At 71.4% G+C, this 13,321-nt stretch carries 4 protein-coding genes; 1 reads left to right on the forward strand and 3 read right to left on the reverse strand.

Features of this window, described 5'->3' with window-relative positions; genetic code table 11:
• Window positions 1-23: 23 nt before the first annotated feature.
• Together BKA18_RS34845 and BKA18_RS34850 are read right to left on the reverse strand one after the other, a co-directional pair.
• Complete coding sequence (locus BKA18_RS34845; protein ID WP_366044905.1) at window positions 24-5,615, reverse strand: type I polyketide synthase; 5,592 nt, start codon at window positions 5,613-5,615, stop codon at window positions 24-26.
• Between the two features lie 42 nt (window positions 5,616-5,657).
• Window positions 5,658-10,610 (reverse strand): type I polyketide synthase, encoded by a 4,953-nt coding sequence (locus BKA18_RS34850; RefSeq protein ID WP_488169149.1) that lies wholly within the window; start codon window positions 10,608-10,610, stop codon window positions 5,658-5,660.
• 238 nt (window positions 10,611-10,848) lie between these two features.
• Between BKA18_RS34850 and BKA18_RS34860 the strand changes: the two genes are divergently transcribed.
• Complete coding sequence (locus tag BKA18_RS34860) at window positions 10,849-11,619, forward strand: thioesterase II family protein (RefSeq protein WP_366044906.1); 771 nt, start codon at window positions 10,849-10,851, stop codon at window positions 11,617-11,619.
• Between the two features lie 98 nt (window positions 11,620-11,717).
• Here the strand turns inward: BKA18_RS34860 and BKA18_RS34865 are convergent, their stop codons facing one another.
• Window positions 11,718-13,319: an AfsR/SARP family transcriptional regulator gene (locus tag BKA18_RS34865; RefSeq protein ID WP_366044907.1), complete on the reverse strand. Its 1,602-nt coding sequence runs from the start codon at window positions 13,317-13,319 to the stop codon at window positions 11,718-11,720.
• Between the last annotated feature and the right edge of the window lie 2 nt (window positions 13,320-13,321).

The raw sequence follows: 13,321 nt of genomic DNA on the forward strand, positions 1-13,321 counted from the left end.
GCTCGAAGGACGCGGAGCCGGGCTCACGCCAGACCCAGCTCCCGATCGGCGAGCGCGAAGATGTCGTCGTCCGTCTCCGCCTGGTCCGCGGCGTCGTCCGTACTCTCCGCCCCGCCGTCGTCGAGCCGCCACAGCAGGGAGCGCAGTCGGGCGGTGACCCGGCCGCGTTCCAGGTCCCCCACGTCATGGGTGGTGAGCAGCGCCGTGAGGTGATCGACGGCCTCGGCCACCGGGGACTTGCTCTCCTGCGCCCCCATGCGGGTGAGCAGATGGTGGGCGAGCGCCGACGGCGAGGGCAGATCGAACAGGAGGGTCGCCGGGAGGGTGAGACCGGTGGCGGAGGCGAGGCGGTTGCGCAGCTCCACAGCGGTGAGGGAGTCGAGCCCGAGGTCCTTGAACGGCTGCTCGTCGTCGACCGTCCCGTCCTGATGGTGGCCCAGCACGGCTGCCACGTTCTCGCGTACGACGTCCAGCAGCATCCGGCGGCGCTCGTCCTCCGACAGCTCCGACAGGCTCGTCCGCAGCGCGGCCCCGGACACCGTGCCGCTCTTCGCCGCGCGGGCCGGACCCGCGGGTGTGCGGACCACGTCGGCGAGCACCGACGGCAACGCTCCTGAGGTGGCGCGGGCCTTGAGTGCCGGCAGGTCGAGACGGACGGGCAGGACCACGGGGCCGTACTCCCCGCTGATCGCCGCGTCGAACAACGCCAGCCCCTCGGCGGGGGACATCGTCACCAGTCCGGAGCGGTTCAGGCGGTCGACGTGCGTGGTGCCGATCTCGGCGGCCATGCCGGTGGTGTCGCTCCACAGCCCCCAGCCCAGCGAGAGCCCGGGGAGCCCCTCGGCGCGGCGGCGCTGGGCGACCGCGTCCAGGAAGGCGTTCGCGGCAGCGTAGTTGCCCTGACCCGGACCGCCGAAGGTGCCTCCGACGGAGGAGTAGAGCACGAACGCGGCCAGATCCAGGTGACGTGTCAGTCGGTCCAGGACGACGGCGGCGTCGGCCTTCGGACGCAGTACCGTGTTCAGCCGCTCCGGTGTCAGATCCTCGACGAGACCGTCGTCCAGGACGCCGGCCGTGTGGATCACCGCGGTGAGCGGATGGTCGGCGGGGAGCGAGCCGAGGAGTTCCTCGACGGCGGCGGAGTCGGCCATGTCGCACGCGGCGACCGTCACCTGCGCTCCCAACTCGGTGAGTTCGGCGGCGAGTTCAGCGGCTCCGGGCGCCTGGGGACCACGTCGGCTGGTCAGCAGCAGATGCCGCACACCGTGCTCGACCACGAGATGACGGGCCAGCAGACTGCCCAGTCCTCCCGTACCGCCGGTGACCAGCACGGTTCCCATGCTGTCGAAGGGGGCGGGCCGCTCCGCGGCGGCGCGGGCCGGGGTGAGGCGGGGCACGTGGGCGACACCACGGCGCACGGCCACCTGGGGTTCCTGGTGGGCGAGTACACCGGGCAGCACGGACCAGGACGCCGGATCGTCGTCGAGGTCTGCCACCAGGACCCGCCCGGGATGCTCGTTCTGCACGGTCCGGACGAGCCCCCAGGCGAGACTGCCCACTGCGTCGCTGAGGGGATGGTGGCCGGCATCGGGCGTGACCGCGCCTCGGGTGAGCAGGAGGAGTCGGGAAGCCTCGAAACGCGCATCCCCCAGCCATGTGCGCACGAGATCGAGGACGGTCGCGGCGTAGTCGTGCGCCCGCTCGACGAGGTCGGCGGAGTCGTCCGGCGGGCAGCCGGGGGAGTGGGGGAGGAAGCAGGGGACGAGGACCGCTTCGGGCACGGGTGCGTCCGTGGCGTCGAGGGCGGCGGCGAGCGCCGGGAGACTCGTGCAGTGGCTCAGCTCGACGCCCTTGACCTCGTACCCGTCGGACTCGGCGGCTGCGATCAGCGCCCAGGTCCGCGCCGCGGAGCCGTCCGCGCCCTCGGGCAGCTCCTTCACGGGCCACTCCACCGTGTACAGAGAGGTGGCGTCGGCGCCGGGGGTCCGCAACTGCTCCTGGGACACCGGACGGAGGGCGAGTTCACCGACGGTCGCCACGGGCCGGCCCGTACCGTCGGCCAGCTCCAGGCTGACGCTGCTCGGTCCCGTGCCCCGGACCCGTACGCGCAGCGCGTCGGCCCCCGAGGCGTGCAGCCGTACCCCGCTCCAGGAGAACGGCAGGTGTGCCTGGCCCGTGTGCAGGATCGCGCCGGGCAGGGCAAGGGAATGCAGGGCGGCGTCCAGGAGCGCGGGGTGCAGGGTGAACCGCTCCGCGTCGGACAGGAGGGGAAGGTCGATGTCGGCGTAGAAGTCCTCGCCGAGCCGCCATGCGGCCCGCAGTCCCCGGAACGACGGTCCGTAGTCGACGCCTCCCTCGGTCAGGCGGAGGTAGAGGTCGTCGACGGGGACGGGGACGGCCCCGGTCGGCGGCCAGGCTTCCGAAGAGGTGGCCGGCTCCTCCTGCGGGCCTGTGGCGAGCAGCCCGGTGGCGTGGCGCGTCCAATCAGCGTGCGGGTCGCCGTCCTGCGGCCGCGAGTGGATCGTGATCGCGCGCTGCCCGGAGTCCTGGGCCGCGCCGACCAGGACCTGCACGGAGCGGGCTCCCTGTTCGGGGAGGATCAGCGGGCTCTCCAGCGTGAGCTCCTCGACCTGGGTGCAGCCCGCGTGCTCGGCGGCGGTCAGGGCCATGTCCAGCAGCCCCGCGCCGGGCACCAGCACCACGCCCAGCACGGCGTGGTCGGCGAGCCAGGCATGGTCCCGCAGCGACAGGCTGCCGGTGAGGACGACACCGTCCGTGCCCGGTAGCGCGGTCTCCGCCGGCAGGAGCGGATGGCCGATGCCGGTCAGGCCCGTGCCCGCGACATCGGTCTCCGCCACGCCGTCCAGCCAGTGGCGCTCCCGCTGGAAGGCGTAGGTGGGCAGGTCCGGCGATTCGACCGGCGTGGTCGCGGCGGTCCAGCGGACGGGGATGCCACGGGCGTGCAGCCGGGCCAGCGCCGTCAGGAACGTGGACGTCTCGTCGTGCTTGCGGCTGAGGGTGGGCACGAAAGCGGCGGTGTCCTGGTCGAGGATCTCGCCGCCGAGCGCCGTGAGTGCGGCGTCCGGGCCCAGTTCGACCACGGTGTCCACCTGCTCGCGGGCCAACGCCCGTACTCCGTCGGCGAACCGGACCGTGGCGCGGATGTGGTCCGCCCAAGAGGCGGGGTCCGCGAGCCGGTCGTCGCCGGCCAGGTCCCCGGTCACGTTGGAGACGACGGGGATCGTCGCCGGCCGGAAGGTGACCGACGCCGCGATCCGGGCGAACTCGTCCAGAACCGGATCCATGAGCGGGGAGTGGAACGCGTGGCTCACGTCGAGGTACCGGGCGCGGCGGCCACGCCCGGCGAACGCCTTCTCCAGCTCGTGCACGGCCTCGGTGCGGCCCGAGACCACCACCGACTCGGGACCGTTCACCGCGGCCACCGCCAAGCCACCGGCCTTCTCCGACAGCTCGGCGACCAACGGCAGCACCTCGTCCTCCGACGCCTGGATCGCGAGCATCCGTCCGTCCTCGGGCAGGGATTGCATCAGCCGCCCACGGGCCGCCACCAGCCGTGCCGCGTCCTGAAGGGAGAGCACCCCGGCCGCGTGCGCAGCGGACAGCTCGCCCACGGAATGCCCGATCAGCAGATCCGGGTGGACGCCGATCGACTGCATCAGGCGGAACAGCGCCGTCTCCACGGCGAACAGGGCCGGCTGTGCGTACGCCGTCGTCTTCAGCGCCTCGGCGGCGGCGGGATCGTCAGCGAAGACCACCGACGCCAACGGGCGCTCCAGGTGCGGGTCCAGTGCCGCGCACGCCTCGTCGAACGCCTCGGCGTACGCGGGAAAGGTCTCGTACAGGCCGCGTCCCATGCCCGGGCGCTGGGCTCCCTGCCCGGTGAACGCGAAGGCGAGACCGCCCCCGGCCGCCGTCTCCAGGCGTACGCCCGGCGCCGGCCGGCCCTCGCTCAGGGCCGACAGCCCGCTCAGCATGTCGTCATGGCCGGCGCCGGTGATCACCGCCGTGTGCTCGAACACCGACCGCCGCGTGGCCAGGGCCAGGCCCACCTGTTCCGGCGCCACGTCCGGGTGTCCCGCGGCCCAGTGCCGCAATCGGGCCGCCTGAGCCCGCAGCGCCTGCCTGCCCCGGCCGGACACCACCCACGGCATGCCCCGGAGGCGGGGCGCTCGGTCAGCCGCATCTTGGGGAGCCTCTTCCGGGGCTTCTTCCGGGGCTTCTTCGAGGATGAGGTGGGCGTTGGTGCCGCTGATCCCGAAGGCGGACACGCCTGCCCGGCGCGGCCGGCCCGCACGCGGCCAGTCCCGTCGCTCCGTCAGCAGCCGCACCTCGCCCGCCGACCAGTCCACCTCCGGCGTCGGCGCATCCACATGCAGCGTCTTCGGCAGCACCCCGTGCCGCAACGCCATCACCGTCTTGATCACACCACCGACACCCGCGGCAGCCTGCGCGTGCCCGATGTTCGACTTCAACGACCCCAGCCACAAAGGCCGATCGGCGGGCCGGCCCTGGCCGTACGTCGCCAACAACGCCTGCGCCTCGATCGGATCACCCAGCCGCGTTCCCGTACCGTGCGCCTCCACCGCATCGACCTCATCGGCCGTCAGCCGGGCCGCAGTCAGTGCCCGCCGGATCACCCGTTGCTGCGACGGTCCGTTCGGCGCCGTCAGACCGTTCGAGGCGCCGTCCTGGTTGACCGCCGACCCACGGACGACGGCGAGCACCTGGTGCCCGTGACGCCGCGCGTCCGACAGCCTCTCCAGTACGAGGACACCCACGCCCTCCGACCAGCCGGTGCCGTCCGCGTCCGCCGCGAAGGACCGGCACCTGCCGTCCGGGGACAGTCCGCGCTGGCGGCTGAACTCCACGAACATCACCGGGGTGTTGATGACCGTCGCCCCTCCGGCCAGGGCCAGCGAGCACTCTCCGGCGCGCAGTGCCTGGACCGCGAGGTGCAGCGCCACCAGTGAGGACGAGCAGGCCGTGTCCACGCTGACGGCGGGGCCTTCGAGACCGAGGGTGTAGGCGAGCCGGCCGGACACCACCGAGATGGCGTTACCGGTGCCGACGAATCCCTCGGCCTCCTGCCGGGACTTCTGGAGGTGGATGATGTGGTCCTGCATGCCCGTACCGATATAGACACCGGTGTCGCTCCCGCCGAGCGACGCCGGGGGGATTCCGGCGCGCTCCAACGCCTCCCAGCCCGTCTCCAGGACCAGCCGCTGCTGCGGGTCCATCGCGGCGGCTTCCCGCGGTGAAATCCCGAAGAACCCCGCGTCGAAATGGGTGGCGGTGTCGACGAACCCACCGCCGCGGGCGTACGTGGTACCGGGTGCCGTCGGATCGGGGTCGTAGAGGGTGTCAAGGTTCCAGGAACGGTCGGTGGGCAGATCTCCGATGACGTCGCGTCCTTCGGCGACCAACTGCCACAGATCCTCCGGCGAGAACACGCCGCCCGGGTATCGGCACCCCATCCCGACGATCGCGACCGGCTCGCGGGACGCCTCCTCGGTCGCCTGAAGCCGCACCCGGGTGTCGTGCAGGTCCGCGGTCACGCGCTTCAGGTAGTCCAGCAATTGTTCTTCGGATCGCATGTCCTGCTCATCTCTGGAATATGGGCCGACGACGGTTCCTGGCTACGAGAGGCCGAGCTCTCGGTCGATGAAGGCGAGGACCTCGGCCTGGTCGGCGTCCGCCAGCGTCTGCGCGACGTCTTCGGCGCCGCTCGACGGGCCGACGTCCCATCGGGAGGCCAGCGAGCGCAGTCGGGTCGCGACGAGGTTCCGTTCCGCTTCGTCCAGGTCGGCGGAGCCGAGCGCGGAGCCGAGGCGTTCGATCTCGGTGAAGAGGGAGGACGACGTGTGTGCCCCGTCACCGAGGAGGGTCCGGCTCAGATGGCCGGCGACCGCCTCCGGTGTCGGATGGTCGAAGACCAGCGTGGCCGGGAGAGCGACTCCGGCCACGGCCTGCAGCCCGTTGCGCAGTTCGAGGGCGGTGAGGGAATCGATACCGAGTTCCTTGAACTGCTGCCGTGGGGACACGGCGTCGGGCCCGGGATACCCGAGCGTGCCGGCCACCTGGGCACGGACCGTCGTGAGCAGGAGCCGGTCCCGCTCCGCGCCGGTGAGGCCCGGCAGCCGTTCGGCCAGCGTGGGGCCGGCCCCGCCGCCGGGTGTGGCGTCGCGCCCGTCGGTCGCGCCGGGGTCCGCCTGCGAGGGCTGGGTCAGTTCCCTCAGCAGGGGGCTCGGCCGGGAGGCGGTGAACGAGGACAGGAACCGCCGCCAGTCGACATCGACGAGCGCCACGTTCGCGGGGCCGTCGGGGCCGTCGGAAAGCAGCGCGGACAGCCCCAGGACGGCCAGACGGGGTTCCATGGCGGTGAGGCCGCGTCGCAGCAGGCGCTCCTCGATGCCCTCGTCCACGAGACCGCCTCCGGTCCACGGCCCCCAGGCGATCGAGGTGGCGGGCAGTCCGTCGGCCCGACGCCGCTGGGCCAGGGCGTCGAGGTGAGCGTTCGCGGCGGCGTAACCGGCCTGGCCGCTGCTGCCCACGGTGGCGGCGAAGCCGGAGAACAGCACGAACGCCGACAGTTCGGTGTCGCGGGTGAGTTCGTCCAGCAGCCGGGCGCCCTCGGTCTTCGGCGCCAGGACGGTTTCCAGGCGTTCGGTGTCCAGGTCGGCGGTCATGCCGTCGTCGAGTACTCCGGCAGCGTGGAAAACCGCCGTCAGCGGATGCCGGTCCGGAATGCCGTCGAGTAGTTCTTGTACGGCCTGGCGGTCGGCGACATCGCAGGCGGCGACGGTCACGCCGGCGCCCGACGCCTCCAGATCGGCCCTGAGCTCGGCCACGCCGGGCGCGTCGGCCCCGCGTCGGCTGGTCAGCAGAATATGGCCGACTCCCTGGGCGGCGGCCCAGCGGGCGACGTGGGCGCCCAGAGCGCCGGTACCGCCGGTGATGAGGACGGTTCCGGCCGGCCGCCAGGGGGCGGTCCGAGCGGCCGCGCGATCGCCGCCGTCCGGGACGAGTCGGCGTCCGAGGATGCCGACCGGGCGCAGCGCCAGTTGGTCTTCGCCCGTGTGCGCGCTGCCCAAGGCCGCGCACAGCTGGGTTCGTACGTGCGGGTCGAGGGTGCTCGGCAGGTCGACGAGTCCGCCCCAGCGGTCGGGGTGTTCCAGCGCGACCACCCTGCCCAGGCCCCAGATCTGGGCCTGTTCGACAGCACCGGGCCGGTCGCTGGTTCCGGTGGTGACCGCGCCCTGCGTCAGGCACCACAGGGGCGCCGTGATCCCGGCGGCGCCGAGCGCCCGGACGAGCGCGAGGGTCGCCGCCGTGCCTCGGGGCACCGAGGGACACGCGGTGTCGTGCCGCCCGTCGAAGGCCAGCAGGGACACCACTCCGACCGGCTCCGGCCCGCCGCCCGCGCAGGCCTGCTTCAGGCGCTCGGTGACCGCCGCGGTGTCGGTGTCCGTCGTGTCGACCAGGAGGTCGTCGACCGAGCAACCCGCCTCCAGCAGGCCGTCCCGCACCCATTCCGTGGTGGCGTCGGACTCCGTGCCGCCCGGGTGGACCAGCAGCCACCTGCCGTGCGGCCCTGTGGTGGGTACGTCGAGCGGTCGCCACTTCTCGACGTACCGCCAGCCGTCCACTCTGGCCTGTTCGAGCCCCTGGCGGTGCCAGGAGGCCAGCTCCGGGAGGACGTCCTTGAGCGGGGTCTCGTGGTCGAACCGTACGTCCGGACCGAGGCTGCCCAGGTCCCCGTTCTCCACGGCCTCCCAGAAGTGGGCGTCCACCGTCCCTTGGCCGACGGTCGCGGGGGCGCCCGCCCCCGGTCCACGGCCGCCGTTCGCAGCGGCCGCCGGACGGGGCCAGTAGCGCTCGCGCTGAAAGGCGTACGTGGGCAGGTCGACGTGCGCAGCGCCGGCCAGGTCCGGCAGCGCCGCCCAGTCGACGGTGACGCCGCTGACGTATGCCTTGGCCAGGGAGGTGAGGAAGGCCCGCCGGTCGCTCGTTTTGCGTCGCAAGGTGCTGAGAACGGCTGCCTCCCGGCTCTCTCCCTCCACGATCTCGGACAGCGCCACCTGTAGCACCGGGTGGGGGCTGATCTCGATGTAGACCTTGCTCCCGGTGGCGGCGAGCCGCTGGATGGCCGGCCCGAACTCGACGGTCCGGCGGGTGTTGCGGTACCAGTACGCGGCGTCCGGGACCGTTTCGGTCTCCGGTGACTCCCCGGAGACCGTCGACAGGAAGGCGATGCGCGCCGGCGTCGGCGCCACGTCCGCCAGGTCCGTCAGCAGCCGCTCTTCGAGGGCTTCGACGGCGGGGTAGTGGGAGGCGCAGTCGGTGGCGACGCGCCGGGCACGTACGCCCCGCTCGGCACAGACCGCCAGCAGTTCGTCCACCGCCTCGTTGTCGCCGGAGACCACGCTGATGGACGGGCTGTTGACCCCGGCGACGAACAGCCGGTCCGGCCAGGCGGCGAGCAACTCCTCGACCTGCACTCGCCCGAGAGGAACGGACACCATGCCGCTGCGTCCGGACAGTTCCAGCAGGGCTCGGCTGCGCAGCACCGCCACCTTGGTCGCGTCGGCGAGCGACAGCGTGCCGGCCGTGTAGGCGGCCGCGATCTCACCCAGGGAACTGCCCACCACGGCCGAAGGCTCGATGCCCAGGGAACGCCACAGGTCGGCGAGGGCGACCGTGACCGAGAACAGCACTGGCTGGATCACATCGACCCGGTCCAGGCCCGGCGCCCCCTCAGCCTCGCGCAGGACGTCCAGCAGGGACCAGTCGACGTGGTCGGCGAGGGCGTCGGCGCAGGAGTGCAGGGTCTCGGCGAAGACCGGGAACTCCTCCATCAGCTCCAGGGCCATGCCTGCCCACTGGCCTCCTTGACCGGGGAAGACGAAGACCACCTCTCGGCCGCCGACGGCGGAACCGGTGACCGTCCGTGCGTCCGGAACGCCTTGGGCGACACTGTCCAGTCCGTCCAGCAGTTCGGCCCGGTCCGTGCCGAGGACGACGGCCCGTTGGTCGAACGTGCTCCGGGTCGTCACCAGCGAGCCGGCGACCTGAGCGGGTGCGAGCTCGGGGTGGTCGGTCAGGTGGCTGTGCAGCCTGCGGGCCTGCTCCCGGACGGCGGCGGCGGTACGGGCCGAGAGGACCAACGGCAGCGTTGCGCCGCCGCCGGTGTCCGTGCGGTCCCTGGCAGTGTCGTGTGGAGGAGCTTGTGGGGCTTCTTCGAGGATGAGGTGGGCATTGGTGCCGCTGACCCCGAAGGAGGACACACCGGCCCGGCGCGGCCGGCCCGCACGCGGCCACTCCCGCCGCTGTGTCAGCAACCGCACCTCACCCGCCGACCAGTCCACCTTCGGCGTCGGCGCATCCACATGCAGCGTCTGCGGCAGCACCCCGTGCCGCAACGCCATCACCATCTTGATCACGCCGCCGACACCCGCGGCAGCCTGTGCATGTCCGATGTTCGACTTCAACGACCCCAGCCACAAAGGCCGATCGGCGGACCGGCCCTGGCCGTACGTCGCCAACAACGCCTGCGCCTCGATCGGATCACCCAGCCGCGTCCCCGTCGCATGGCCCTCCACCGCGTCGACCTCATCGGCCGTCAGCCGGGCGTCGCGCAAGGCCTGCCAGATGACTCGCTCCTGGGAGGGCCCGTTCGGGGCGGACAGGCCGTTGGAGGCCCCGTCCTGGTTCACCGCCGATCCACGTATCAACGCGAGGACGGGATGGCCGTTGCGTTCGGCGTCGGACAACCGCTCCAGCACGAGTACGCCGACGCCCTCGGCCCACGCGGTGCCGTCCGCAGCGGCGGCGAAGGACTTGGCCCGGCCGTCGGGGGCAAGATTGCGTTGCCTGCAGAACTCCGTGAATGTCGTGGGCATCGACATCACCGTCACCCCGCCGGCAAGGGCCAGCGAGCATTCCCGACTGCGCAGCGACCGGGCCGCCAGGTGCATGGTCACGAGCGACGAGGAACAGGCGGTGTCGACGGTTACGGCCGGGCCGACCAGACCGAGGGTGTAGGACAGTCGACCGGAGACCACGCTGCCGGTGTTGCCAGTTGTCAGGAAACCCTCGAAATCCTCGATGGACTCGTGCAGTCGGACGGCGTAGTCCTGGTTCATGGCCCCGGCAAAGACGCCGACGTCGCTGCCGCGCAAGGCCTGTGGAGAAATCCGGGCCCTTTCCAAGGCTTCCCAGGCGACTTCCAGCAGCTGTCGCTGCTGGGGATCGATTGTCACGGCTTCGCGCGGAGATATCCCGAAGAACGAGGCATCGAACCATCCGGCGTCGTAGAGAAATCCGCCCTCGCGAACATACGACGCTGCTTTTCCGTCCGCCGCCTCGCTGAAGAGCGCGTCCAGATCCCAGCCCCGGTCCACAGGAAACGAGCCGCTCGCTACCCTCCCTGCCGACACCAACTCCCAGAGCGCTTCCGGGGAGTCCACATGACCAGGGAAACGGCAGCTCATTCCCACGATGGCAATGGGCTCGCCGTTCCTGTCCTCTTCCACCTGAAGCCGTCGCCGGGTATCGCGCAGGTCCCGCGTGACCTTCCGGAGCGCGGTCACCAGCTGGTCCGACCGACCTTCACCTGTCATGACCATCCGTTCTCTCCACTGACGCTGCGGGTTCCGCAAGAAGGGTTCACCGGTCCGCAGCAGCAGGACAATCCCCTAACCACCCCCTATGGCCCCTGACTTAAAAAGCTCCGCGGGGCGGGGGTTGAATCGGCAGAAGGCGACTGCGATTCTCTGAATACTTCAACGCAAGGCGCAACTTCACCACAGCGGCGGAAGGTGTAATGAGTTGAGTTCAGAAACAGCCACCGAGTCGGACCGATGGATCCGCAGCTATCTACCGGGCCCCGCCGAGGCGCTCCATCTCGTCCACTTTCCCCATGCAGGTGGTTCCGCCAGCTATTACCGGCCCTTCTGTACCTCCCTGTCGGACCGGTTCAACGCGCTCGCCCTGCAGTATCCGGGGCGTCAAGACCGGCGCGATGAGGCTTGTGTGACCGATCTGCACGTCCTGGCGGACCTCCTGTTCGACCGGCTGCGGCAACTCGCGGACCGCCCGATGGCGTTCTTCGGCCACAGCATGGGGGCACTCCTGGCATTCGAGGTGACACGGAGGTTCGAGCGGGAACTCAACACCTCACCGGTGGCGCTCTTCCTGTCCGGGCGGCGCGCTCCGTCCCGCCATCGGGACGAGAACGTCGACCTGAGCAGCAACGAGAGCCTGCTCGCCGAGATCCGGGAGCTGAGTGGCACGGATCCCCGGCTGCTGGGAGACGACGAGATGCTTGAAATGATCATGGAGCCGCTGCGCGCCGACTACCAAGCCTTGGGCGCCTACCGGTTCGTGTCGGAACCGCCCGTCCGCTGCCCGGTCACCGTTCTGACCGGCGCCGACGACCCCCGTACCTCCCGGGATGAGGCAGCCGCCTGGCAGGAGCACACCACTGGCGCCTTCGCACTGCGGGTGTTCCCCGGTGGTCACTTCTTCATCAGCGAGAACGTCGCCGATGTCACCGGCTTCGTCGCCGAGCGGCTCTCCGCTGTCCCACTGCCTGGTTGAGAGGCCCGCCCGGGCCCGGGGAAAACCACGAGGTGACGCGTCGGCGGCCCACCGTGACCAAGAGCACGTCAGGTGCGCCGCCGCTTCGAGGCACCTCTTCAGGGAGATCGAGCCGTGAGCTGCGGCAGGCCCGGTCCGTCCGGTGGCTCGGACGGCTCCGGTGGACGCACATCCTGCAGGCCATGACCTGCGCCGGTCCGGATGCGGAGCGCTTCCCAGCCATCCGGCGGCTCGGGGCCCAGGTGGTACGAGATGTGCGATTCCGTCGCCTGGCGCGTGATCTCACACACCCGCACCTGCCCTCGGGGCGCCATCGCCAGCAGCCGGATGCCCCGGTCCACCACGTCCCCCGTGACTGTCGGGACGCCGCTGTGCGCCGGCAGGTACGACAAGCAGGCATCACCGGTGACCACAGCGACGTGCACACGGATGAAGGACGGGTTGGTACGCGGCCGGCTGTCATCGATCCGGTCCCGGAGGGCGAAGGCCGTCCGCACGGCACGCGTGGCGTCGTCCCGGCGAGGGCTGTCGACTCCGAACACGGCGGAGAACACCGGTGCCGTCACCGGTCCCATGGTCCCCCCGTGCTGCGTGGATTGCTGCCGCAGTACCGCCTCGATGTCCGCCATGACCTTCTGCACGCCGTACACATCGTGGTCGTCGGACAGGTCGTGCCGCACCCACACCAGGACGACGCTCACGCGTGTGCGACGGGGCGCCGACCGGTGGCCCGTACCCTGCCGATCGCCGTCGTCCACGCGGTCGGGCGCCACACGGTGATCGCGCCTGAAGTCCCTGCCCACCCGCGACGGTACGCGGCTCACGGACGAGGCATCACGGGCGTCGGGCGCGTCCGGCCGACGCGTCGCCTGCTGTTCGACGAGGGCCGGCCCCGTTGGCCGCTCGGGCGCCTTGGGGTGCTCCGCTGCCGGCGCGGCCGGCACCTCCAGGTCGGGGGCGTGTTCGAGGACGGAGCGTTCCAGGCGACGCAGCTCCCGCGACGGCTCCAGTCCGAACCGCTCCACGAGTTCGGTCCGGACGCGCCGGAACACCGACAGCGCGTCGGTCTGCCGACCGCACCGGTAGAGCGCCACCATCAGCTGGCCGCTCAGCCGCTCACGCAGCGGGTCCTCGGCGACGGCCTTCTGCAGCTCGCCCAGAATCTCGTGGTGGTGGCCGATCGCCAGTCCGGCTTCGAAATAGTCCTCCAGGGCACCCAGTCGCTCACTCTCCAGACCGTCCAGTTCGGGCCAGTTCAAGTCGCCGTCCGCCAGGTCGGCGAGTGCCGCACCTCCCCACAGGTCGAGCGCCCCCCGCAGCGTGCACGCCGCGGCGGCATGATCGCCGCCGCGGGCTTCGGTGCGTCCTCGTTCTACGTGCCGGCGGAACAGGAACAGATCCACGGTGTCGGGGTCGACCCGCAACTGGTATCCGGGAGCACGCGTCAGTATGGCCGCACGCGTGTCCGTGGCCCCGTGGGCCAGATCGAGCCGCAGGCCTCGGACGGCGTTGCCGATCATCTTGCGTGCGGTGCGGGGTGTTTCGTCCGGCCACAGGACGTCGAGCAGCTTGTGTGTGGCCACGACCCGGTTGGCGTTCAGTAAAAGGTAGGCGAGCAGCCGGCGTTTGATCACTCCGCCGAGCGGGATCACCGCGCCGTCCACGCCTGCCTGAAGAGAGCCCAGTATACGGAAGTTCACTT

Source organism: Streptomyces auratus (genome assembly GCF_050433025.1).
Classification (GTDB): Bacteria; Actinomycetota; Actinomycetes; order Streptomycetales; family Streptomycetaceae; genus Streptomyces; species Streptomyces sioyaensis.